Source organism: Aquimarina sp. U1-2 (assembly GCF_017897595.1).
In the GTDB taxonomy this organism is placed as follows: domain Bacteria; phylum Bacteroidota; class Bacteroidia; order Flavobacteriales; family Flavobacteriaceae; genus Aquimarina.
In genome coordinates this window covers 74,860-99,364 of sequence record NZ_JAGKIK010000011.1, presented here as the reverse complement: position 1 = coordinate 99,364, position 24,505 = coordinate 74,860, and the positions used below count along the sequence as shown (strand labels likewise).

Genomic DNA, 24,505 nt, shown 5'->3' with positions numbered 1-24,505 from the left:
TACACTATTATAATTGTTTATCCATCGTCGATATCACTCTAGAAGCTTTCTCATAGTCTTGTTGCATAGCAGAGCTTGAAGACGGGGTGTACCGAGCAAACTCACAACTTTCTAACAAACCAATGAATTCTATAGTCACTGCAGTATCCACGTTACGCTCTTTAAGAAGTCGTTGAATTCGATCTTTACTCATATCACTAGTTTGGATATGCAACTTGGCTTTTAAATAATTGTGTAACGCTCGTTCCATAGCGATATAAAAGGCTTTCTGATTACCAAGATTCTTTTTTGCTTCAGACAAATATTTTCTTGCTAATTTATCTGCTTTGCGCACTCTATTGCCACGTACGTCATTTAAACGTTCTTCTCTTTTTTTCCCGAAAAACATAAACAAAGGAATGGCTAATAAAGGAGCTGTTAGCGAAACCCAAAATGCTGTAGACTTGAAAAAATGCTCTCGCTCTATAGGCTTCAGGTTTGCATCAAACTTCAAAAAACGGAATTGATTCCCCGATTGTGTTACTAGTTTTTTTCCTGGCGTTGTTGCGCTGTTAGAAGTGGCGACATCTCCCCCATCGGGACCGGTCTTTACATTAATAATAATTTCTTCGGAAGTAATTCGCTTATACGATTCAGTTTTCAAATCAAAATATGTAAAAGACACTGCCGGAATTGGATATTTTCCTTTGTACTGCGGTACCAGAGTATAACTATCAGATATGTTTCCTGCCATACCGGTAAGGTTGGTTCGTACGCGCTCATTATGTTCTGGCTCATATTGCTCTAAACCATTGGGAACGGTAAGCTTGGGTAAATCGAATAGTTTAAGGTTACCTGTACCAGATACAACTACTTTGGCATCTAAGGACTCTGTAGCATCAAGAGTTGTTTTGTTAGTGGTTACCTTAAAATCAAAAGAGCCAACTGCACCAGAAAAATCATCAGGCTTCCCTTTTTGAGGCAATGGTTTAACATTGATAGTTCTATTACCTGCAGCTACTGTTTTGTTTACGGTCGAATACAATCTGCCGCCAAAAATGTCTCTTCGATTGGTAGGAACATCTACAGAAACCGTTAACGTAAGGGGTTCTATATTTAATTTTCCTGTTTTTTGAGGATACAATACTGTTTTACGAAGCACTACAAAACGATACGGTTCACCTTTGTACCTGCCATTTTCGATTTTGAGTTGTTTCATATCGATAGCCTGGCTCCAAAAATCACTATATTTCGGGCTATCGAGCTCTCTCCAGTTACTCACACTAATTCGCGGACTAACGTATAGTTTGTACACCACGGTAATGGCTTCGTTCAAATAAGGATTAGCTTTGGAAACCTCGGCAACTAAATGCAAGTTTTCACTAGCTACAAAATCTGTATTGTTACCATCTTTGGGTTTATCTACTGCCCCAGTAACTTGTACTGTAACGGGTAGTGTTTTATACGTTTGACCATCGATCTCGATAGTTGCCTGTTTTATCGTAAATTTTCCGCGTTGGGTAGGTTCCAAAAAATAACTGAATGTTTTTGCATAGGATCTCTTTCCGTTAATCCATGAATTACTAATAGATTGATTGGGTCCGCCGACTACTGTAAATCCAGAGAACGAAGGTGGTGTAAAATTATCACCGTCTTTATTCATTTCAAAATCTATGCGTAATCGTTCATTAATACCTAACGTACTTTTACTTACTTTTGCTTCAAATTTGACTTGCGCAAAAGTAAGCTGACTTAATGCCAGTACTACTGTTAGAAAAACTAATTTTAATTTCATTTCAATTCACTTTCATTTACACCTTTGAGCATATCAAAGGTTAAGATTGCACGAATGCTACCAGTCCTTTTCAGTTTTAACCTTGCTCCCCTGGGTTTTTTTAGCATTAATTTTATCCTGCACCTTTTTTTCTTCATTATTCATAGCCTCTAGTAAACTTTTTACCTGCTGCGGAGATAGTTGACCCTGGGGTCGCTGTGGCTGCTGTTCTTTAGGTTCGCCTTGTTCGTTCTTATCCTGCTCACCTTGATCTCCTTTATCTTTTTGATCATCCTTGGGTTCTCCATCTTCATCTTTTTGATCTTCTCCCTGATCCTTTTCCTTGTTATCCTGGTCACCTTTATCTTTTTGATCGTCTTTATTTTCTCCATCATCTCCTTTCTTTTCTTCCTTATCATCCCCCTCTTTTTGATCTTTTTGATCTTCTTTTTGATCTTCTTTTTGATCCTGATCCTGGTTCTGATCTTTTTGATCTTGATTTTGGTCGTTTTGCTGCTCTTGCTGTTCTAACATTTTTTTGGCCAATGCCAGATTATATCTCGTTTCATCATCTTTCGGATTATTTCGTAATGCATTTTTATACGCTTCTATTGCCTCTTTATATTTTTTTTGTTCCATAAAGGTATTACCCTGATTATGAAACGCTCTATGTTTTTCAGATTTTGTAGCATCTGCCACTTTGGTCGCCTCTTTATAACGTAAAGTAGCTTCATCATATTTTTCAGAACCGTAATATGCATTTGCTAAATTATACTTGGCTGTTGGATTTTCTGGATAGGTCGCGATCGCTTTTCTATACTCGCCTTCAGCTTTAGAAAAATTACCTTGATCTACCAACAACTCGTTACCCTGAGCAATATATTGCTTTGCTTTATTAGCAGCCTTTTCGAGTTGATTTTCTTGCGAAAAGATGAATCCGAATTGCAGACTTAGTATTAAAATTATAAATTTTTTCATTTTACTGCTCGTTAAACAGATTTAATTTTTTAACCCACAATGTTTTTCTTTCTAATAAGAAAACATCTAGAAACAACAGCAACAATCCAGCTCCTAAAAACCACTGAAACTGATCTTTGAAGTCTGCGAATTGCTTGGCTTCAAATTCTTTTTTATCCATATTTTGAAGAATCGTTGTCACTTCTTCAACTACACTCGCTGTATTTTTACCATCAATGTACGTGCCATTTGCCTGATTGGCAATTTCCTGCAAAGTTGTCGTGTTTAATTTTGTGATTACTGTATTTCCCTGACTGTTTTTCTTGTAGCTCTGCACAATACCGTTACGTTTTATAGGGATGGGAGCTCCTTTTACAGAACCTACACCTATGGTAAATATCTTGATTCCTTCTTTTGCAGCCTCTTCGGCGATGGCACCAACATTACCTTCATGATCTTCGCCATCACTTATGATAAACAATACTCTATTGGTCTGTTCTTCGTCATTATAATACGTTTTTGCTAACTCTATAGCTTCATAAATTGCTGTACCTTGAGAAGACAGCATGTCTGTATTCATAGCTTGTAAAAACATCTTGCCAGAAGCATAATCGGTAGTAATCGGCAATTGCGGAAACGCACTAGCGGCATACGCAATAATGCCTATTCTGTCACTAGCCAAATTATTAATAATCTGCGTGATGAGCTGCTTGGATTTTTCTAGTCTATTAGGTGCAATATCCTCGGCCAACATGCTTTTTGAAACATCGATAGCAAAAACGACATCTACACCTTCGCGCTTAACAGTCTCTAATTTGGTCCCCACTTTAGGATTTACCAATGCGATAATGAGACAAACCAACGCCAGGCTTATCACAATAGTTTTCAAAATTGATTTGAAAATAGACTGATTTGGACTTAGCTTTTTAAGTAATTCGGTATCTGCGAATTTCTTTTGCGTCGTTTTTTTCCATATCAAAACTCCCAAAAACAGCACTAAAAGTACCGGGATGCTCAATAACAACCAGAAATATATTTTTTCTTCTAATAAGTACATTACACGTCTATAGTTTGTAGTTGATAGCCTATGTTTTAATTATGGAACCTTTATAATTTGATATCATATAAAACTTCTAAACACAGTATATCGTAATAGAAATTCGAAAAAGATCAATACTCCCGCCAGCAAGACGAATGATCTAAACTTTTCTTCATAATTATAGAATTTAAATTCTTCGATATCTGTTTTTTCCAATTTATCAATTTCTTGATAGATCTCTTCTAATTTTTTATTATTTGTAGCCCTGAAATACTTACCCCCTGTTGCTTTTGCGATTTCTTTAAGTAAATCTTCGTCAATCTCTACCTGCACTCTTCCATATTGAAACGATCCGTTGGGAAGTATGGCCACAGGAGCAAGAGCCATGCCATTTGTTCCTAAACCAATGGTATATGTTTTGATGCCGTATTCTACTGCCAATTCTGAAGCAATTTTAGGATCAATAAACCCTGCATTATTAGAACCATCGGTCAATAAAATAATAACTTTACTTTTAGCTTTGCTTTCTTTTAATCGATTTACAGCTGTTGCCAGACCCATTCCAATTGCGGTACCGTTTTCCAGAACGTTATCATACTTTATATCCTTCATACTACTAAGCACAATAGATTTGTCGCTGGTAATCGGGGTTTTGGTAAAACTTTCACCGGCATACACGACTAATCCTATACGATCGCTAGGTCTTCCTTTTACGAATTCTGCAGCGACTTCTTTTAAGGCTTCTAATCGATTAGGTCGAAGGTCTTTGGCTAACATACTTGCAGACACATCTATGGCCATAATAATATCAATCCCTTTGGTGGTCTTCGTTTTGGTAGAAACATCTACGGTTCTGGGTCTTGCTAATGCCGTAATAATAAGTGACATCGCCAAAATTCTAAGTATAAACAATAACGGTTTTAGCTTGGCCAGCCAATTGCCAGATACTTTAAATCCCTGTAAACTCGACATCTTTAATTCTGCCTGTTGCGTATTACGTTTCCATATAAACCATGTGATCGCTAATGGTAGCAATAAAAACAACCAGAAAAATTGTGGATTTTCAAATGTAAAATTTTCAAACATGATTATTTGGCATTTCTAAGTTCTACAGAATTAATAATACGTTCTGCAATATCTTTTGCATACCGATCGTCTGAATTATAGACGACCATAATTTGTTGGAAACCGCCTTTTTCAGCAAAGTTCAACATGAAATAATCTCCCTTTTGCATCTTTTTGGATAGCGGATTTTCTTTTTCCATACTGCCGTAGACTTTAAGTCCGTCGGCACCTCCCAAGGTTTGATATTTATCTGTTTTAAACGTTATATTTTTGGCTCCTTGAGACTCCATACCTCCGATAGCGCCCTCTACTGCTTTTTCGAGATCCATTTCAGTTTTTTGATTGAAACTTACCGTACTTACTGAAATGTAGAAATCACCAAGCAAGCTGCCATAGACAAAAGTTTCATTGCCTTTGAGCACCTGCTTTTGTTCTTCGGTCAATTTGAAGTTATTTCGCAGCAATACCTTTGGCGTAGAAATAGTAACCGGTGGCGCACCATAAGCACTAGTAATCCATTCTGACTCTGCCAACTCTTTGGTAGGGTGACCCAGTAGCGTATCTTTAACCAGGTCATATCCTTTAATAGCTATAAAAGCAATGAGGGTAATTGCTACTACGGCAACTGCGGCAAGACTGCCAATAATAATTTTTTTTCTTCGCTTTTTTTCGGCAACTATTCTTCGATACTCCTCATCGGCTAATAATTCTTCTTCAGTAGGTTCAGGAATGGCTTCTTTGGTTTGTGTAATAACACGTTCTATTACATTTCTGTCTGCTTTTGCTGTGCCTACATCTGGTTTTGATCTGGCAAACTTAGCCATATCGGCTGTTTTGAGTACGTTCTTAAGTTCTTCTATAGTTTGCCTATCAAGATCAAGCGACCCCGATTTAATCTCTTCATCTAGTCGAATGATCAGTTCGTCGGTCGTACTTTCGAGAGCATGGTCATAAACTTCTTCATCAATATACCGACGCGCGGTCTCACTTAATTGTGAGTAATACTCTTTATGCGATTCTTTTTCCAGCAAATGAGATTCGTCGATACGTTTAAGTGCTAGCATCGCTCTTTCGTAAGGGGGGAGTTCCTCTTCTTTCTTTTTTTTCTTTTTCTTCTTCCTAAATACAAAAAAAGCGATCAATCCTAATAAAAGTACAGGAATGATAATCCACCAAATATATGCTCTCCAGTTAAAAGAGGAGGCATCAACATCTACCAAGGGCTTAATTTCGAACATTTTTTGTTGGGTCGTATCTACCGGCACATCTCGTACTTCAACCGTTAATGAATCTGTATACAATACCCGATCGCCAATACGCACCTTTTGTTGAGGTATAACATACCTGCCAGAATCAAACTGAGTTAAAGCGTATTCTTTGGTAAGTGCGAGTATCTCAGCTTTTTTTACCGTATCGATTTTGTAAGATTCAATAACTTCGAGTGGGGTAAATGTTTGCCCCTCTGGAAAAACTACAATTTGAGAAGCATCTGCTTCAACTTGCACTTTATAGCGAATCTCTTCTCCAATTTGAATAGATGTCGAATCTATGGTGGCAGAGACTTGAGCAAAACTCATTTCAACAAAAAGCAACAAGAAGGATATCAGCAACATCCCCCTAACCCCCTTCAAAGGGGGAATCGAATTTCTTATTTTTATTCTTTGTAATTCGTAATTCTTCATTTGTAGTTCTTTATTAGCCTCTTCTTTTAAAATAGCCTAATAATTTTTTTACGTAGCTTTCGTCTACTCTGCTGCTTAATGAACCTGCACCGCTTCGGTTAAAACTATCTTTAAAGTAGTGTACTCGATCCTGATAATACTTGGTATACTCGATTCGAGTTTTTTTTGAGCTCGTATTGACCAACATGAGCTCTCCGGTTTCTTCATCTTCCATATGCACCATTCCCAGATTCGGGATCTTCTCTTCTCGCTGGTCATATATTCTAATACCAGTTACATCGTGCTTGCCACCAACTATTTTAAGGGTTTGCTGGTAATCATCAGCTATAAAATCTGACAGTATAAAGACGATCGCTTTTTTCTTCATCACGTTCGATAAAAATTTTAGCGCCTCTGTGATATCGGTCTTTTTGCTTTTAGGTTCGAACTCTAGTAATTCTCTAATGATTCTAAGCACGTGAGATCTTCCTTTTTTAGGCGGAATAAAGAGTTCTATCCCATCTGTAAATAATATCAATCCAATTTTATCATTGTTTTGTGTAGCTGAAAAAGCCAATGTTGCAGCAATTTCGGTAATGATTTCTTTCTTGAATTGTTGCTGCGTGCCAAAAAATTGAGAACCCGACACATCGACCATTAACATCATGGTAAGCTCGCGTTCTTCTTCAAATACTTTAATATAAGGCTCATTGTATCGTGCGGTAACGTTCCAGTCAATCGTACGCACGTCGTCTCCAAATTGATATTGTCGCACTTCGCTAAAAGTCATACCACGACCTTTGAAGGTAGAATGATATTCTCCTCCAAAAATATGGTCGCTTAAGCGACGTGTTTTTATTTCGATCTTGCGAACTTTCTTTAGTAACTCTTTGGTATCCATTGTTTGGTTTCAAGTTTATTTGCTTTGCAAAAGTTTTAAGTTTCAAGTTTAACTCACTTAAAACCCTAAACCTCAAACAATAAACTATTAAGGTACTTCAATCTCATTGACGATTTTGTTAATAATATCAACAGACGTCACGTTTTCGGCTTCGGCTTCATATGTGATCCCAATACGATGACGCAATACATCATGAACAATGGCTCGAACGTCTTCAGGAATAACATAACCCCTTCTTCTAATAAATGCATAACATTTTGAAGCAGTTGCCAAGTTAATACTACCACGAGGTGAAGCTCCAAAATTGATTAATGGCTTAAGCTCTTCGAGACCATATTTTTCGGGATAACGCGTCGCAAAAATGATATCCAATATATATTTTTCAATTTTTTCATCCATATACACTTCCCTAACTGCTTTTTGCGCATTTAAAATCTGCTCTAAAGACACTACGGGATTTACTTGCTCAAAAGACCCTTTCAGATTCGCTCGCACAATCAATTGCTCTTCGTCTAATTTGGGATAATCGATTACGGTTTTCAACATAAATCGATCGACTTGTGCTTCTGGCAAAGGATACGTTCCCTCTTGCTCTACAGGGTTTTGTGTTGCCATTACCAAAAATGGTTTGTCTAGTACGAATGTCTCATCGCCTATGGTTACCTGTTTTTCTTGCATGGCCTCTAGCAACGCACTTTGTACTTTTGCAGGAGCACGGTTAATTTCATCTGCCAACACAAAATTTGCGAAAATAGGTCCTTTTTTAATGGAGAAGTCATTCTCCTTCATATTAAAAATTAGGGTACCTACTACATCTGCGGGTAACAGATCTGGTGTAAATTGTATTCGGCTAAAACTACCTTGTACTGCCTTGGCCAGGGTATTAATCGCAAGTGTTTTTGCAAGTCCAGGGACCCCTTCGAGTAAAATATGTCCTTGTCCCAGTAAGCCAATAAGCAGACGCTCTACCATATGTTTTTGGCCTACAATAACCTTATTCATTTCTAGGGTAAGTAAATCTACAAAAGCAGATTCTTTCTCTATTTTCTGGTTGATTGAAGCAATATCAATAGAACTGTTTTCTTCCATCTATGTAATTTTTAAAAGCGTGAATTTAATATTACTTATTCAGCAATGCAAATTGTTAAAATATTTTTCATCATCTTGTTAATTCTTGGTTAAATGTACCCCGTAAATGCCCAATTTTTACAGTATATTTAAACTTCATTATGCTCGGTATAAACACAAGCGTGCTCATCATTTTGTTGATGATGGCCTTACAAAGACGGAGCATATCATACAGTGTTGCATATAAAAATTTGTAGCAATGAAACGAATAGTAATAAATTTTAAAAGTTACTTTACAGGGTGGAGCGTTAAAAAAATATTTGGTAAGCATTTTTAGCGAACAAGCCAGGTAGAGTGCAGGATTTAAAATTTTTAATGTGAGAGCGTAGCGGTTACATACGTTCTCAATTTTTTAATTATTTCGTTTTCAAAAACAATTAAAAAGATTTAAACGTATGAAATAAGCCATAACCATGAGGATGATACCCACCGATATGATTATATGGCGATTCCATCTGACAAATGAAAAACAAAAAATACAAACAGATGAAAACAGCATTAATTACCGGAGCCACTAGCGGAATTGGAAAAGCAACTGCGAAAGTATTCGCAGAACATCATATCAATCTCATTATTTGCGGAAGAAGGCAAGAGCGATTGGAGCGTCTTGCCAATGAATTGAACACAAAAGTAGCAGTGCATACACTTTGTTTTGATGTACGAGAAAAAGAACAGGTGTTTGATATGATCAAAAACTTACCTGAAGCATTCGCTACTATAGATATATTGATTAACAATGCAGGTAATGCTCATGGTTTAGACCCGATACAAACAGGAAGTATCGACGATTGGGACGCCATGATTGATAGTAATGTAAAGGGACTTTTATATGTTTCTAAAGCTATTATGCCTAAGATGATAGCTCAAAAATCAGGACATATCATTAATATCGGTTCTATTGCGGGAAAAGAAGTATACCCCAACGGAAATGTGTATTGTGCAAGTAAACATGCCGTAGATGCAATCAATAAAAGTATGCAGATAGATCTTAATCCCTATGACATCAAAGTAGGTGCCATACATCCCGGACTTGTAGAAACTGAATTTAGTAGTATACGTTTTAAAGGAGATGACAGGCGAGCTGATGAGGTATACAAAGGCTTCGACCCATTAACAGCACAGGATATTGCCGATATTATTGCTTTTGTAGTTACAAGACCGTATCACGTTAATATTGCCGATTTGATCGTGTTTCCTACTGCACAAGCCAGTAGTACCATAGTTAAAAAAAGTTGATGATGAACTGGTTTAATTTCTTTATTCTCTCTACATGGTCGACCCAATTTTTTTGGCTAAGTTTATATGGGAGAATCTAACCTTTGGTATTTGGAAAGAGAATGATCAATAAACGGCTTCTTATTAAAAATCTTCTAGCCCATAATGACGAAAATAGTTTTTATGATAAAAAGCGTAAACTCAATATTGGTGAAAAAGAAGGTAAAGCCAAATTCTTAAAACACATCTGCGCTCTCGCAAATTCTAATCCTAAGAACAATTCGTACATCGTAATTGGTGTCGAGGATGAAGATAATCAAATCGTGGGAACCGATTTTTTTGACGACAGTAAAATCCAAAATCTAGTCAATGCATATTTAGATAATCCTCCTCTGGTTGCTTATGAAAATATTCCCTTCCCTCATTTACCAAGTGATAAAGTTGTAGGGCTAGTCTCCATTCGATCCCTGGAAGGTAAGCTATGCGCACTGCGCAAAAATATCTGGAAATATTATGGAGGCACCGTATTTCTAAGAGATGGCAGTATAAGTATGCCAAAAGTTTTTGATATCGAAATTAAAGATACCAATTCTGAAATCGTAAGTTCGATCGAAAGCCATGCGCAAAACAATATAGAACTTACACTAGACGGAGTTTTCGATTTCATGACCTCTAGAAAAGATTACAATCCCAATTATAAAGTATTTAAAGAATATTTTGTGGTATGCTGGGCGGCCAAAGAAAAAAGACAAAATGATGATATCTACTTTTCTAGAGTAGATATCGAATTGATCAACGAACATGTAAAACTTTTCTATTCTGAATTAGATGAAGTACGTATTACTATTTCTGAAGATCAATTTAAAATTATTGAGTACGTACAATTAGGTTTGCAGGACAAGTATACCTATTACCCCTTGGAAGAAGTCGTTATTACCTTTAAAGATAATGCACGCTATGATATTGATAGTAAACTTCTTTTTGAGCCCCCACAATTTGATCGCAAAACATTGTATCATCTATACAATAGTAATAATACCTTGCTAGAAAAATTGAAGCGCAAAACTCATTTGACCGTTACTGAAAAAAAAGATATACGTAATCTTCCGGCTACCTATCTTTTGTGTTACTTTAACGATTTTAGCGATGCAATAGAAAAACTAGAAGAAGCCAAAACGATTTTAAAAAACTATGATAACGAAGTATATTCATCTTATAAAGAAAGCATACGCATATTGAGAAAAGTAAGGTATAGCTAAATATAATAGGCTGATTAACCATATAGCTATATGTAAAGGACTAAGTTTTTAATAAATTGAAAATTAAATGGGCAGAACTTTAGTAATTGGGGATATTCACGGTGCGCTTAAAGCATTACAACAAGTATTTGAAAAGGCAAAAGTGACACCAGATGATACGTTAATTTTTTTGGGTGACTATGTCGATGGATGGAGCCAAAGTGCGCCCTTGATTTCATATTTGATTGCACTTAAAGAAAAACAGCATTGTATCTTTATAAGAGGAAACCACGACGAACTTTGTTACAAGTGGCTTAATGAAAATACGTATAATCCTGAATGGCTTAAACACGGCGGACAAACAACTATAGATTCATATTCGAAATTATCTCCTGAGGAAATAAAATTGCATAAAAAATTTTATGAACATCTTTTGGATTATCACATAGACCCACAAAACCGACTTTTCTTACACGCAGGATTTACCAATTTACACGGGCCAGAAAAAGAATATTTTAGCAAATTATTCTACTGGGATAGAACGTTATGGGAAACTGCGCTATCGCTAGATACCCAACTTACAAAATCTGATCTTAAATACCCAAAAAGACTATTGTTATTTGATGAAATATACATCGGGCATACTCCAGTAACCCGAATTGGGAAAACCACCCCTGTTAATGCTGCATGCGTTTGGAATATTGATACCGGTGCCGCATTTCAAGGTCCCTTAACCATACTAGACACTGACACAAAAACCTATTGGCAAAGTGATCCTGTGTTTAAACTATATCCTGATGAAAAAGGTAGAAATTAAAAACTTAATTGATTGTCTGTTATTATACCTAAAATTTAACTGAGGAGTCATCCTGAATTCATTTTAGGATCTCATTAAGTTCATTTTCAGTACATTGAGATGAGAAGCTGAAACGAGTTCAGCTTGACGCAAACCGTTTAGGTTAAATTACGGATATTCTTAAAAACTTACCTGTTTTTTTAATTATTGAAGTTCTTTTTTCCTAAATAAGTTTGTATCTTAAATTATCTTTTAACCTTAGGCGGAGTATGTAAAAGTTTCATGCAGAAGCCTATACAAATCATATATGTATGGAAAATTTAAAATCTATTGGTACTATTTTAGACGCCAAGCAAAAAAAATCTATTAAAGGGGGAAGACCTGTTAATTGTTATGCGCATGCCATTTGTCCACCGTATAATGAACTTGCATGTTTCATTTACGGAGGTGTTTGCTACTATAAAGGTTCTCCAGACGACCGTTATGATGAATAAAACAGTATACAATAGCCCTTTTCAGTATTTTGAAAAGGGCTATTGCTTTTATTACTTTCTTCTATCTTACTATATCATTAGTTCTTATTATTCTTAAAGCTACTTAGTTTTATCAAAATCAGTTCTTCTTTTGTCTCTAGAGTCACCAAAAAATGGTCTATCGGTATAAACGTCGCTTTTATTTTTTAGAGTGGTTGTTTCTTTTCTTAGGCAATACCAATTGATTTAGTGTTACAAGAAAACAATGCCACTCGTATGGCTATTCCTGCTAATTTATTCACGATTTCAAAGTAAAAAGGAGTTGACAAAATCAACTCCTTTCTATAAAATTTACATATAATAATTGCTTATCTTTTTACCAGTTTTACATTGGCAGAAAAAGAATCGCTAGTGATCTTGGCAAAATAAAATCCTGGCGTCATAGCTGATGCATCCCAATAAGACGTACCAGAACTCGAGTCTAATCCTGATTCTTGATAAACCATGTTACCAGCGATATCAAATATTTTGATATCTACTTTATTGGGTACTTTAAGATTATTAAAATTGAATGTGAAGCTATTTGTTGAAGGGTTTGGAAATACCAGACCACTCATTTTTCCTTCTAATGTGGTTAGAGGCTCTTTCAAACCAGCTTCTTCTTCAGGAACTCCGGATCCAGAATCGTTCACATCACCAAAAACCTGGAATACTTGATCAAGTGGATCTCTTCCAAAAGCTTCAGATACTGGTGTCCAGTCTACAGCTCCGGTTCCAAATAAATTAAGATCATCTTTAAACTGAGGCTCTAATCCTATACCTCCGTTTTGAGATGCCCAAAACCATTGCGTTTGCGCTGGATTGAAAGCTAGATTTGCATATACACTTAACCAGTACGTTCCGCTTTCAACAACAATAGCCTCTGGTAATAACAAGTTCAAGTTCACATCATTTGGCTCAGAAATCGGAGCAATTTGTCCGCTACTGTATACTTCTGCACCTGGTGTACCATTATTGTCTTCGTAAATCACAATTGTCGCACTTGTTAAGGCAGGTGCATTATTGGCACCACCAAACGCTACGATTCTATCGATGGTCCAAGAAGCTCCTTCGGGAATTGTAAAATCATCTGCAGATTGTGCTAGCCCTCCAAAATCTGTAAAAAATTGAGAAGGTAATGAAGATACCGAACCTGAATTTTGTTGGTAAATAGCCAATTCTGAAACGTTAATAGTAAAACCTTCAGCTACTTGCTCTTCTCCAGAGGTAGCAACAAGACCAATTGTAGCCTGACCTTTGCTATCTGGAGCAATAGAAAGTGTGATGGTATTCCCATTTAAAGTTGCAGTTACCAATTCGGGATTAGAATTCGTAAAATCAATATCGATAGGATTACTATTGGTCTGTACAAACAAATCAGTAATATCTACTTCGATATCCTCGCTATTCTCTGCAACTAAAAGATCAGGTAATAAATACGCTACACTCAATGATGACTCAGGTAATTCGTTAATTATTGGGAATCGCGCACTAAAAAGTCCATTTCCATGTGCAGCAACAGCGATAAATCCATCTTTACGAGTTCTCACTTCATCTGTTACAGCATTTCCTATGGCAAAAGGTTCTTTAATCCAACGCGTTCTTTCTCCATTTAATCTATTGGTATAATATAACCCCGTACTAGTTGCTACGTATACTTTTTGTAGGCGTGAACCCAAAAATCCTTGACTACCTCCTAAAAATGCACTACTTCTTACCGAAGGACCGTTTCCACTTCCGTCAGGGTTTTCTTCAAGATTCCCACTGATATTTGTCCAAGTTTCACCTCCGTTTTCCGTAAGGAAAAGACTAATAATACCGTAGTTTGAATAACTTACAATAACACGGTCTGAGTTTGATTCGTCTACATTGATATCGTTAACATATCCTCCTTCTGGAAGTCCTTTACCCGATGATATATCGATCACCTCTTGACCATCAATATTAGCATTATCCATCTTAAATATTCCACCTTCACTAGAACCATAGTATAATCTATTCGCTACAGGGTAGGTCGAAACATCTAATGACGTAATAAATCCAGATGGCGTATCAGTTTGAGGAAGATTAACCCAGTTTACTGTCGTAGGAGCTCCTGCAAAAACACTTGTACTACCGTCATTTGCGATAAAAGGTATTTCATCTAAATTATTATTTCTCCAGATTCTATTACCTGCAGGCATATACATGATATTATCATTATTAGCATCCAAAATGAAAGGTGCGATAAAGTCAAAATCTGAAGCTCCTGCGGGTTGTACTCTGGCATAAGAAATTAACTCTCCTGCCTCATCAAAATTTAATCGGTGTACACGACCTCTTTGTGAAGATACATATCGTGTTCTGCCTCCGTCTGCTATTGCGCTGTAAGAACCGTCTCCTCCAAATTGGTTTACCCAAGTTGCTTTTGGATCGGTAGAGTTGGTATACCAAGTACTATTATCTTGGAAACCAGCTAATAAATCATCACTATTTGCTTCAGGATCAAAAGAAACATGATATGGCTGAGTAGTTAAATACCCTTGGTTTAAAGAAATCCAGTCTACCGGCTCGAACTCTAAAAGGGAAGTTGTAATATCTTCTGTAACCGCAACACCGCCATCACTACCGGTTAATACTTTATTAGGGTTAGAAGGATAAAAAACCAATGCATGCTGATCGGGATGTTGATCGGGATAGGTACTTACATCATTTATTGGTGAGTACCCTGCCACCCAACTATCTTGTAATGCTGGTGTTGTAAATCCAGTAGTAGATCTGTATAAATTAGTCCCTCCTACAAACATTAAGTTTGAATCGGCAGGACTTATTTCAACTACCATATTATAACCTCCTTGAAGGTTTAGGTTACCTACCGGTCCACCAATGGTAGTCGGTAAATTTGCACTTAAGTCAGTCCATGTTTCTTCTGGAGTACTGGCGTTTGCGTCATACTTCAATAAAAAAGCCGGTCCTTCAGGTCCTAAATTCTGTGCAAAGAAAACTACTTTACTTTCGTCAGAAGGATCGATTTCCATTACTGTTCTTCCGATTGTTGCAGGTAAAAATTCTGGTGTAATATTTGTCCACTCATTACCGTCGCTAGATGTGAAGAATCCCGGATTTGATGCTGCATCGCTTCTAATGGTAGCATAAAGTTGCCCTGTGGGAGTCACTGCAACCTCAACAGTTCCTAGAAAGCCGCTTGCTAAAACTTCTTGAAAAGTCGCGCCACCATCTTGAGATCTTTGTACCCCATTAATTGTACCCAAATATACGTCACCATTAGTTGGATCTATAACAATAGAATTGATAATGTCGAAAGGAGAGGTACTTCCTACGGCGCCGTCATCGGTAGACTCTAGAAGCCTCCATGTTCTACCGCCATTAACCGATTTAAAAACTCCCGTACCTCTAAAAAAGGCACCACCTTCGCTGGCAGAGTTTCCAAAACGTTCTCCTGTCCCGTAGTACCAAACACGTTCTTGTCCTGGTCTTGGGTCTTGTACAATACAAGTAATACTAGGAGATTGTCTGCGATTGGTTACTTTTCTCCATGTTTGACCAGCATCTGTAGAACGCCATAACCCTCCAGATACGCCACCCGCAAGAATTATATTCTCATTGGTACGATCAATAGCCAGTGCTCTGGTTCGACCTCCTACGTTAAATGGACCTCTGTTTTCCCAATATGAAAAACGACGTGCCTTTGAAGATTTTGCTGCCGTAGCGATTGCATTTTTAGAATCGTTGCCCGTAGCAATTTTACTTGAAAATTTAAGCTCTGCATCTCTAATCCCTGAAGGAATTTGATTCGAAGAAGGGTTCTTGAGTCTCTGGAACTCATATCTTTCCCTAGCCTCAATATCCTCCATAATTCTTTCTACTTTGGATTTTTTTGCATTGCCTTTTACACTATTATCATAAATTTTGGATTGATGATAAATCTGTCGGCCGTTAAGCTTATTTGCTTTGGTTTTAAGACCAGGTTGTTGGGCATTGGTCGTCGTGATAGCTCCCAACATAACTATCCCCCAAACTAAGCGTTTGGAATAAAATAAAAATGTTTTCATTTTTAAGCTGATTTGTGAGTAATTCGCAAATCTAACTTAAAATTTGCACATTTTTTCTTAAAATTTAAGGAAATTTAAGAATTTATTATCTATACCATAATCTATTAAAATGATCAGTTTTCTAAAAACCCAGTATTATTTGGGCATTGCAGACTAAAATGAAAGCATTACTCGGTACATTAAATTAATGTTAAATCTTCAGTTTAGCACAATATTTAAGAAATGTATTCAAATTCATCATCTATTTATAGAATTGTTACTCTTTTATCGATACATATACACCGTTATCTTTTTGGGTAATTATGAGCAATTGCTAGTTTTGATTTAGCAAATATACATTCACGCAATACTCATCATAAATCAAATTTAATACCTTGTGCCAGTGGTAATTCTGTAGTGTAATTAATAGTATTAGTTTGGCGACGCATATAGACTTTCCAGGCATCTGAACCTGATTCGCGCCCCCCGCCCGTCTCTTTTTCTCCTCCAAAAGCACCTCCGATTTCTGCTCCAGAGGTTCCTATATTCACATTAGCAATTCCACAGTCTGAACCTGCATGCGAGAGAAAGAGTTCTGCTTCACGTAGATTGTTGGTCATTATTGCAGAAGATAAACCTTGAGCTACTCCATTTTGGATGTCGATCGCATTTTCAATTTCACCATTGTACTTTAAAAGGTATAAAACTGGAGCAAAGGTTTCATGCTGTACAATGTCAAAAGAGTTTTTGGCTTCGGCTATAGCTGGTTTAACATAACAACCACTTTCATACCCTTCACCAGAAAGTACTCCTCCTTCTACTACCATGGTTCCTCCCTCTTGAACCACTTTCTCGAGTGCAGTTTGATATCCTTGCACCGCATCTTTGTCAATTAATGGCCCTACGTGATTATTTTCATCAAGGGGATTGCCAATTTTCAATTGCTTGTAGGCATCGACGATGGCATTTTTTACTTTATCATAAATGGATTCGTGAATGATCAATCTTCTAGTAGATGTGCATCGTTGTCCTGCAGTGCCTACCGCACCAAAGACAGCTCCAATTACCGTCATTTTGATATCGGCATCGGGAGTTACAATTATCGCATTATTACCACCCAATTCGAGTAAGGATTTTCCCAAACGTTCCCCTACGGTTGCGGCCACCAGTTTACCCATGCGTGTTGAACCGGTTGCCGAAATTAGAGGTACTCTTTTATCGGTTGTGAGCAATTGACCTACTTTATAATCCCCATTAATTAGACATGATATCCCTTCTGGTAAATTATTTTGCTTTAGTACGTTTGCGATTATATGTTGGCAAGCGATCCCGCAAAGTGGCGTTTTCTCACTAGGCTTCCATACACAAACATCGCCGCAAATCCAAGCTAAAGCTGTATTCCATGCCCAAACGGCTACCGGAAAATTAAACGCTGAAATTATCCCTACGATGCCCAGGGGATGATACTGCTCGTACATTCTATGCCCTGGTCGTTCTGAGTGCATTGTAAATCCATGTAATTGCCGTGATAAACCTACGGCAAAGTCGCATATATCTATCATTTCTTGCACCTCTCCTAATCCTTCTTGATAGGATTTTCCCATTTCGTAAGAGACCAATTTACCTAAAGGTTTTTTTAATCGACGAAGTTCTTCTCCGAATTGTCGAACAACTTCTCCTCGCTGCGGAGCGGGTATTACTCTCCAGGAAGTGAAAGCTTTAGCAGCTGTTTGGATAACTTGTTCATAATCTTCTTTTGATGTAGTTTCTACCTTCCCTATTAATTCGCCATCTACTGGAGAGTGTGAGTCTATTGCCTCCTTATTAGAAAACCAATTTGATCCTGTTGAAGTTCCTTTATTTTGATCCAAAATACCTAATTGTTTTAAGGCTTCCTGAATTCCGAAATCTGCTATTGCTGCTGCCATATTATTTATTACTTTTTGAAAGGGTAAAGATACTGCGTTTTGCAGATATATTAAATAGTAGCTCCTTATGCTATCATTGTCGTAATTCGTATTATTATGAAATTCAGCAAGTTAACACCTCCCTAAATCCCTCTTCAAAGAGGGACTTTGCTCTCCTCCCTTTGAATACGATGGCGCGGTAGCGACAGGCGAAGTAGAGCGCTGGAAAAGGGATGGATGTTTATTTATATCAGTTAAATTACTAATTAGAATTTTAATAGGATGTCTAAAATAGCTATAATTGATTAATTTTTAAATTACTGAAAATCAATATGATGAATTAAACATCGTAAAATTTTTTTACTGACCTCTATAATTTTTAATGCAATACCTTTCAATAGTATCAAATTTTCGGTAAAAATTCATTTTCTGAATCAAATTGGCCTTACGCTTCTTCAGAAACAAATCTGGCGTCGGCGGGCATTACGGTTCCGCAATTATTGCAGGTTCTTAAGTTTTTGCTTCCATAAAAATGCTTAAAATGCTTTAGGAAGTCTTTTTCGATATCATGTAATTTGAAATACACTTCATGCAATTTATGATTGCAATGATCACAAAACCATAATAAACCATCTTCGGCTTCGAGATCTACTCGCTTTCTCTCGATAACCAAACCAATAGATCCTTCATGTCGAACCGGAGAGTGTGGTACTTTTGCAGGGTGCAGATACATATCGCCAGGGCCTAATTGCATTGTTTTCTTTTTGCCATCTTCCTGAACATGAACCTCTATATTCCCTTCTAGCTGATAAAAAAGTTCTTCAGTCTCGTTGTAATGATAATCTTTTCTGGCATTTGGACCCGCTACGATCATAACAATATAATCACCGGCTTCTTTGTATAAATTTTTGTTTCCAACAGGTGGTTTTAAAGTATCTCTATTTTCATCAATCCATTGCTTTAGATTGAATGGTTTTTGAATTGCCATACATTAATTTTTAAGAAGTATAAAAGTACGGAAATGAATGGAAAATGTTATAACCTCTTTCTTTGAGCCTCTAACCCGGATTATGCATTACAAGATCTATTACGGCTTGAAACTACTGCAAAACCAAGCACTACGTTATATTTTTAAGTGTCACCGTAGCGGTGCTATGCTGAAACTTAGAAAATACTTGGTTTTATGGTATTTTCAAACCTCATAACGACATTCTAATACATAATCCGGGTTTAATTTGGCTCAAGCTAAAATTGAAGAGATCTCGAAACAGGTTCGGGATTAATTCGACTAACTTGGTTTAATTCATTGTATCCGTAAACCAAGAGTCTCATTAAAAAGAAATCGCCCCGACAAGATTTCTCCTGTAGAGCGATTCCCAACTAAATAACCAACCAAAAAGTTACATATGTTTAGCGCGATCCTTACTTTTCATTTTGAAGCTTTAGGAAATCGGCTTTTTTATATCGTTTCGTTTCGTTCTGAGTAGGTTTTCCTTGCTCTGAACTTTTGAACTGTATACGCCCTCTACCTTCAAATTCATATATCGTTTCTGAAGCCGGATGAAACAGTTCTATAGTACTATCATTGATAACGGATAATTCGAAGAATTCATTGCCCAGGTAATCGTAACTAAGTGTTAAAGTTTTCCTATCAAACACATTAAGGATATTATTAACTTCATAAAAGCCGGTATAATCATAAAAAATATCAGCTATAGGAAGCCCATTTTGATCTTGAGAACTCTTAAAGTTTTCGCCAGCTCCAAAATATTCGAATGTCAAGTAATTTTCATTATCAAATTCGTTTAACGCACCAAATTCACTCGTATAAATTTTTTCCCAAACCCTATATTCTTGAAGAAAATAATGAATGTTATCATAAAATACACGGTCATAGTCGAAAGTATTTCTTTGGTATCCAATTAAAAAGTAACTCGTATTGGTGAGCGCATCAAACAATTCTATTTGGTTGTTTGACCGCTGTAAAACCTCAAGCGGATATCTTCCATCGATATCATGATCTATGGTAACCCTTGATCCAATGGTTTCATAAAAACCTACATCCAATCCAAACCCGTTTCCATTACTTCCCATTCCAACAAGATTATTGTTAGCAAAAAATGTCCCGTTTCTAAAAGAGATGGTAAATGCCTTTTGCAAAAACGGAATTTCGCCATTACCTTGTGTACGCTCAATATCGACATACCAAATTTCATAGGTTCGTAAAAGGGCATTAAGATTAATACCCACAGGTTCTTCAATATAAACATCTTCTTCTACAATCACCTCTGCCACACAAGAACTAAGTAGCGTAGATCCAAATAAAATAACCGAAAGTAATTTGAATATCTTCATAAGCTATGTATTTTCTAATTTCATTAGGAAAGAACCAAAACATATGCCAAAATTATAATAAACTGATAATCAGTTTTTTAATTTGAAATCAATTTTACTTACTTTTGAAGCCTACAACTTTTTTGAATGGAAAAACAATTAAAATTTGCGGTGCTTGGAGGAGGAAGCTGGGCTACAGCTATCGTAAAAATGCTTACCGAAAACGTAACCGAAGTGGGTTGGTATATGAGAAGTGTGTATGCTCTAGAACATTTAAAAAGACAAGAGCACAATCCTAATTACCTGAGTTCGGTAGAGTTCAAACTAGAACAGTTAAGACTTACCAACGATATTAATGAGGCTGTGGCTTATGCCGATTATTTGATATTTGCCATCCCCTCGGCATTTTTGCATACCGAATTAGAGAAACTTACCGAATCCATACAGGACAAGATCATCTTTTCGGCAATTAAAGGTATTGTTCCTGAAACAGGTCTGATTGTTGGCGAACATTTTCATGATGCGTATACCATTCCTTATGATAATATAGGAGTGATTACAGGACCTTGTCATGCCGAGGAAGTCGCCCTTGAGCGTCTCTCGTACTTGACCATTGCCTCTCATGATGAAGAAAAAGCCAAAATAATGGCAAAACATCTAAGTAGCGATTACATAAAGTGTAAAACCAGTGATGATATTATTGGTACAGAGTATGCCGCGGTACTTAAGAACATTTACTCGGTAGCTGCGGGTATTGCACACGGATTAGGATATGGTGATAATTTTCAAAGTGTTTTGATGAGCAATGCCATTCGCGAAATGAAGCGTTTTATCAAAAAAGTGCACAAAATGAAACGTAACATCAATAATTCGGCTTACTTAGGAGATTTATTAGTTACCGGATATTCAATTTTTTCTCGTAATCGTATGTTTGGTAATATGATCGGTAAAGGGTATACTGTTAAAAGTGCCCAAATGGAAATGAACATGATTGCCGAAGGGTATTATGCCGCCAAAACTGCCTATGAAATGAAAGCCACAAAAAGTGCTAGAACGCCAATAATAGATGCCGTTCATGATATTCTTTATGAAAATAAAAACCCTAAGAAAGTTTTTAAAAAATTAGCAGAAAAGTTAGATTAGGCGCTACTCTTGACTTGACCCGAAACATATTGTATTCATAGGTATTGGGAACATTGACTTTCTTAGATTTTCTATCCATTAAGGGTATTTTAACGAAAATACAGATGCTTCAAAAAAGATAATGCTTATTTTTCGACAGCTACGTTGTTCTGAAGAAAAATCTAGACCTAAATTTGGTAACTATATCTTAATTTGAATGTTATACATTATGCTATGAAATAAGCCATAACCAAGAGGATGATACCCACCGATATGATTAAGTGGCGATTCCATCTGACAACTAAAAAACAAAAAATATAAACAGATGAAAGAGCTTATTACTACTTTTTTTACCGCTTTAAATGAGCATGATGTTGATGCTATGATGGCGTGCTATCATGAAGATATAATTTTTGAAGACCCTATCTTTGGCACATTATCGCCAGAACACGCCAGAAAAGTATGGTATTGGCTTTGCGAACATGGAAAAGATCTTACTGCGAAATATAGAGACATTACTATTGATGGAGATACGGCTTCTGTATATTGGGAAGCCCGATATTCATTTGGTCCCAAACAACGTCCTGTTCTAAATAAAGTGCGTGCAACTTTTGAGTTTAAAGAAGGGAAAATTAGTAAACATACCGATCATTTTAGCTTAAAAAGATGGGCAGCACAAGCCATGGGCTGGAAAGGAAAAGCACTGGGAGGAACGTTATATTTTAAAAAAAAATTACAACATCGCTCTGCGCTATTGTTAGATAAATACATCGTAAAACCAACATCAACTATCCAAAGATCTGCAGGGATTAAAACACCTCTCGTTAGTGTGCAATGGTTGTCTGATCATCTGGATGATCCCGATTTAATTATTCTGGATGCAACTATTAAAAAAATTGCTTCAGCCAATGCACCTCTTTCTAATGTAAAAATTAAAAACGCACTTTTTTTTGATATCAAAAATACATTTTCAGATATGAGCAGCGATTTACCTAATATGTTACCTTCTGCAGCATTTTTTGAAAAAGCATGTCGAACCTTAGGCATTCAAACGCATCATAAAATAGTGGTATATGATCAATTAGGCATATACTCTAGTCCAAGAGTTTGGTGGATGTTTAAAGCAATGGGGCACAAAGACGTAGCCGTACTCGACGGGGGACTCCCTGCCTGGAAATATGCACAACTGCCTTCTATTGTTGAAACTAGACCTGTACAACGTAAACGAGGTAATTTTAGAGCGCTATATCAACCTGATCTTGTGGTTTCCTCAAAAGAAATCCTTAAAGCAATTGGTCATGAAAATACTGCTATTATCGACGCAAGGTCTGAAGACAGGTTTTTGGCCAAAGTGCCAGAACCTAGAGAAGATCTAAAAAGAGGCCATATCCCAACCTCTATAAATTTACCCTATACGACAGTTCTTAGAAATGGTAAAATGCTTCCTGTAAAAGAATTACAAGAGATTTTTACAGATCTTGGTATTGAAAACAAAATGATACTTTTTACATGCGGATCAGGAATTACTGCCTGTATCATTTTGTTGGCCGCAGCATTAGCGGGATATCAACAAACAGCGGTATATGACGGCTCATGGAGTGAATGGGGGCAATTAGATGGAGTGCCTATTACTTGTTAATTATCATTTTTTATTTTTACCTATATATGAAAAAGATTTTCTTTTTATTAGCTACGCTCTACAGCGCAGCTCCTCTTTTTTCTCAACATGCTGCCTACAACTTAGAGGATTTCTTTTCTGATAATCCTAATTTGAAATGTAAAGTAGACTCTGTTTTTAATACCCTTTCAGATCGGCAGAAGGTAGCGCAAATGATCATCAGTTGTACCGGAGAGTTAGGAAAACCGAAGGCTAAGATTAAAAAACTGGTTAAAGACACCATTATTGGAGGTGTGGTTTTTCTAAAAGGAAGTAAAAAAGAACATACCAAAACGATTGATGAGCTGAATCTCATTTCAGAAAAAAACAGTACGCTACCTCTTATATTTAGCATGGACGCAGAGCCAAGTTTATTTGCCAGCAGAATCAAGGGTGCTCAAGACGTAGGCGAGACTATTGCTATTAAAACATACGCTCAGTCTGATGCTGTGGTGCACACTATTAATGAAGAACTTAAACAAATTGGGGTGCACCATAATTTTGCACCGGTTTTGGATATTAGTCCGGGTAATGAAGCTATCAAATCCCGCAGTTATGGTAATCACAAAGATTCTGTAATTAATTTAGCAAATCGTTTTATAGAGTGTACACAAGAAGGTGGAATTATTGCTACGGCAAAACATTTTCCGGGTCATGGACTAGTAAAAGGAGATACGCATAAACAAAGTGTTTATATTGACGGAGCTTTGCAGGAAGTAAATAACTATGCTCCTGTAATTGACGAAGGAGTGCTTTCAATTATGATCGCACATATCACCGTAGTTAACAACGAAATTTTCGGAACCGATGGTTTACCGGCAAGTTGCTCTAGAAGAATCATAACAGATCTTTTAAAAGATGGGATGTGTTTTGAAGGTATCGTAGTTTCTGATGCGCTTAATATTATGAAAGCTGTTACTATTTTGGATAATGCTCCCTTGCTAGCTTCAAAAGCAGGCTGTGATATGATCCTGATGCCTCAAGACGAGAAAAAAACAATGGATGCTATTTTAACAGCGATGAGCAACGATTCCGATTATCATAAGCAGGTTGTGGCATCGATTAAGAAAATTTTGCGACTTAAGATTTGTGCCGGAATTTTAGATGTGTAGTAAACTACCTCGAGGTAGTATACTCTTTGGCGGTGCCAATAAACCGGGTTAATGACATTCTAAAGTGTTATCAGCCA

The 24,505-nt window shown here is 36.8% G+C and carries 18 protein-coding genes; 7 read left to right on the top strand and 11 right to left on the bottom strand.

Annotated features, from left to right (window positions below):
* Nucleotides 1–7 precede the first annotated feature (7 nt).
* The 7 genes from J8281_RS14215 to J8281_RS14185 form a co-directional block, all read right to left on the bottom strand.
* Nucleotides 8–1,774, bottom strand: a complete 1,767-nt coding sequence (locus tag J8281_RS14215; RefSeq protein ID WP_210198305.1) for a BatD family protein — start codon at nucleotides 1,772–1,774, stop codon at nucleotides 8–10.
* Nucleotides 1,775–1,831: 57 nt separating this feature from the next.
* The gene (locus tag J8281_RS14210) at nucleotides 1,832–2,731 is read right to left on the bottom strand and encodes a tetratricopeptide repeat protein (protein ID WP_210198304.1); all 900 of its coding nucleotides are present in this window, start codon (nucleotides 2,729–2,731) and stop codon (nucleotides 1,832–1,834) included.
* A 1-nt stretch (nucleotide 2,732) separates the two neighbouring features.
* A complete protein-coding gene (locus tag J8281_RS14205) occupies nucleotides 2,733–3,767 on the bottom strand; it encodes a VWA domain-containing protein (protein WP_210198303.1) in 1,035 nt (344 codons plus the stop codon).
* A 63-nt stretch (nucleotides 3,768–3,830) separates the two neighbouring features.
* On the bottom strand, nucleotides 3,831–4,835 hold the full coding sequence (locus tag J8281_RS14200; protein ID WP_210198302.1) for a VWA domain-containing protein: 1,005 nt from the start codon (nucleotides 4,833–4,835) through the stop codon (nucleotides 3,831–3,833).
* Between the two features lie 2 nt (nucleotides 4,836–4,837).
* A complete protein-coding gene (locus J8281_RS14195; protein ID WP_210198301.1) occupies nucleotides 4,838–6,496 on the bottom strand; it encodes a DUF4381 domain-containing protein in 1,659 nt (552 codons plus the stop codon).
* Nucleotides 6,497–6,509: 13 nt separating this feature from the next.
* On the bottom strand, nucleotides 6,510–7,376 hold the full coding sequence (locus tag J8281_RS14190) for a DUF58 domain-containing protein (RefSeq protein WP_210198300.1): 867 nt from the start codon (nucleotides 7,374–7,376) through the stop codon (nucleotides 6,510–6,512).
* Nucleotides 7,377–7,463: 87 nt separating this feature from the next.
* Nucleotides 7,464–8,465 carry a MoxR family ATPase gene (locus tag J8281_RS14185; protein WP_210198299.1) on the bottom strand — a complete coding sequence of 334 codons (1,002 nt, stop codon included), beginning with the start codon at nucleotides 8,463–8,465 and terminating at the stop codon, nucleotides 7,464–7,466.
* A gap of 525 nt (nucleotides 8,466–8,990) precedes the next feature.
* Between J8281_RS14185 and J8281_RS14180 the strand changes: the two genes are divergently transcribed.
* From J8281_RS14180 to J8281_RS14165, 4 genes are all read left to right on the top strand, one after another.
* Entirely contained in the window at nucleotides 8,991–9,740 is a 750-nt protein-coding gene (locus J8281_RS14180; RefSeq protein WP_210198298.1) for an SDR family NAD(P)-dependent oxidoreductase, read from the top strand.
* A gap of 101 nt (nucleotides 9,741–9,841) precedes the next feature.
* On the top strand, nucleotides 9,842–10,978 hold the full coding sequence (locus J8281_RS14175; protein ID WP_210198297.1) for an ATP-binding protein: 1,137 nt from the start codon (nucleotides 9,842–9,844) through the stop codon (nucleotides 10,976–10,978).
* Between the two features lie 67 nt (nucleotides 10,979–11,045).
* Entirely contained in the window at nucleotides 11,046–11,774 is a 729-nt protein-coding gene (locus J8281_RS14170; RefSeq protein ID WP_210198296.1) for a metallophosphoesterase family protein, read from the top strand.
* Between the two features lie 290 nt (nucleotides 11,775–12,064).
* Nucleotides 12,065–12,247, top strand: coding sequence for a hypothetical protein (locus tag J8281_RS14165; protein ID WP_210198295.1), 183 nt, complete (start codon nucleotides 12,065–12,067; stop codon nucleotides 12,245–12,247).
* Between the two features lie 347 nt (nucleotides 12,248–12,594).
* On the opposite strand, the gene J8281_RS14160 is transcribed toward J8281_RS14165, so the two are convergent.
* From J8281_RS14160 to J8281_RS14145, 4 genes are all read right to left on the bottom strand, one after another.
* Nucleotides 12,595–16,317 carry a T9SS type A sorting domain-containing protein gene (locus tag J8281_RS14160; protein WP_210198294.1) on the bottom strand — a complete coding sequence of 1,241 codons (3,723 nt, stop codon included), beginning with the start codon at nucleotides 16,315–16,317 and terminating at the stop codon, nucleotides 12,595–12,597.
* A gap of 353 nt (nucleotides 16,318–16,670) precedes the next feature.
* Entirely contained in the window at nucleotides 16,671–18,224 is a 1,554-nt protein-coding gene (locus J8281_RS14155) for an aldehyde dehydrogenase family protein (RefSeq protein ID WP_210198293.1), read from the bottom strand.
* A 424-nt stretch (nucleotides 18,225–18,648) separates the two neighbouring features.
* Nucleotides 18,649–19,191 (bottom strand): 3-hydroxyanthranilate 3,4-dioxygenase, encoded by a 543-nt coding sequence (locus J8281_RS14150; RefSeq protein ID WP_210198292.1) that lies wholly within the window; start codon nucleotides 19,189–19,191, stop codon nucleotides 18,649–18,651.
* Between the two features lie 434 nt (nucleotides 19,192–19,625).
* Entirely contained in the window at nucleotides 19,626–20,558 is a 933-nt protein-coding gene (locus J8281_RS14145) for a nicotinic acid mononucleotide adenyltransferase (protein WP_210198291.1), read from the bottom strand.
* Nucleotides 20,559–20,684: 126 nt separating this feature from the next.
* Here J8281_RS14145 and J8281_RS14140 point away from each other — a divergent pair, with 126 nt between their 5' ends.
* The 3 genes from J8281_RS14140 (at nucleotide 20,685) to J8281_RS14130 (ending at nucleotide 24,428) form a co-directional block, all read left to right on the top strand.
* A complete protein-coding gene (locus tag J8281_RS14140) occupies nucleotides 20,685–21,680 on the top strand; it encodes an NAD(P)H-dependent glycerol-3-phosphate dehydrogenase (RefSeq protein ID WP_210198290.1) in 996 nt (331 codons plus the stop codon).
* 304 nt (nucleotides 21,681–21,984) lie between these two features.
* Complete coding sequence (locus tag J8281_RS14135; protein ID WP_210198289.1) at nucleotides 21,985–23,298, top strand: rhodanese-like domain-containing protein; 1,314 nt, start codon at nucleotides 21,985–21,987, stop codon at nucleotides 23,296–23,298.
* A gap of 26 nt (nucleotides 23,299–23,324) precedes the next feature.
* A complete protein-coding gene (locus tag J8281_RS14130) occupies nucleotides 23,325–24,428 on the top strand; it encodes a glycoside hydrolase family 3 N-terminal domain-containing protein (RefSeq protein WP_210198288.1) in 1,104 nt (367 codons plus the stop codon).
* Nucleotides 24,429–24,505: the final 77 nt, after the last annotated feature.

Excerpts from the sequence above, each read along its gene's own strand:
- J8281_RS14140 (WP_210198290.1), top strand. The coding sequence starts at position 20,685 with ATGGAAAAACAATTAAAATTTGCGGTGCTTGGAGGAGGAAGCTGGGCT.
- J8281_RS14135 (WP_210198289.1), top strand. The coding sequence starts at position 21,985 with ATGAAAGAGCTTATTACTACTTTTTTTACCGCTTTAAATGAGCATGAT.
- J8281_RS14195 (WP_210198301.1), bottom strand. The coding sequence starts at position 6,496 with ATGAAGAATTACGAATTACAAAGAATAAAAATAAGAAATTCGATTCCC.
- J8281_RS14170 (WP_210198296.1), top strand. The coding sequence starts at position 11,046 with ATGGGCAGAACTTTAGTAATTGGGGATATTCACGGTGCGCTTAAAGCA.
- J8281_RS14190 (WP_210198300.1), bottom strand. The coding sequence starts at position 7,376 with ATGGATACCAAAGAGTTACTAAAGAAAGTTCGCAAGATCGAAATAAAA.
- J8281_RS14180 (WP_210198298.1), top strand. The coding sequence starts at position 8,991 with ATGAAAACAGCATTAATTACCGGAGCCACTAGCGGAATTGGAAAAGCA.
- J8281_RS14160 (WP_210198294.1), bottom strand. The coding sequence starts at position 16,317 with ATGAAAACATTTTTATTTTATTCCAAACGCTTAGTTTGGGGGATAGTT.
- J8281_RS14130 (WP_210198288.1), top strand. The coding sequence starts at position 23,325 with ATGAAAAAGATTTTCTTTTTATTAGCTACGCTCTACAGCGCAGCTCCT.
- J8281_RS14150 (WP_210198292.1), bottom strand. The coding sequence starts at position 19,191 with ATGGCAATTCAAAAACCATTCAATCTAAAGCAATGGATTGATGAAAAT.
- J8281_RS14185 (WP_210198299.1), bottom strand. The coding sequence starts at position 8,465 with ATGGAAGAAAACAGTTCTATTGATATTGCTTCAATCAACCAGAAAATA.
- J8281_RS14155 (WP_210198293.1), bottom strand. The coding sequence starts at position 18,224 with ATGGCAGCAGCAATAGCAGATTTCGGAATTCAGGAAGCCTTAAAACAA.
- J8281_RS14205 (WP_210198303.1), bottom strand. The coding sequence starts at position 3,767 with ATGTACTTATTAGAAGAAAAAATATATTTCTGGTTGTTATTGAGCATC.
- J8281_RS14175 (WP_210198297.1), top strand. The coding sequence starts at position 9,842 with ATGATCAATAAACGGCTTCTTATTAAAAATCTTCTAGCCCATAATGAC.
- J8281_RS14145 (WP_210198291.1), bottom strand. The coding sequence starts at position 20,558 with ATGAAGATATTCAAATTACTTTCGGTTATTTTATTTGGATCTACGCTA.
- J8281_RS14215 (WP_210198305.1), bottom strand. The coding sequence starts at position 1,774 with ATGAAATTAAAATTAGTTTTTCTAACAGTAGTACTGGCATTAAGTCAG.
- J8281_RS14200 (WP_210198302.1), bottom strand. The coding sequence starts at position 4,835 with ATGTTTGAAAATTTTACATTTGAAAATCCACAATTTTTCTGGTTGTTT.
- J8281_RS14165 (WP_210198295.1), top strand. The coding sequence starts at position 12,065 with ATGGAAAATTTAAAATCTATTGGTACTATTTTAGACGCCAAGCAAAAA.
- J8281_RS14210 (WP_210198304.1), bottom strand. The coding sequence starts at position 2,731 with ATGAAAAAATTTATAATTTTAATACTAAGTCTGCAATTCGGATTCATC.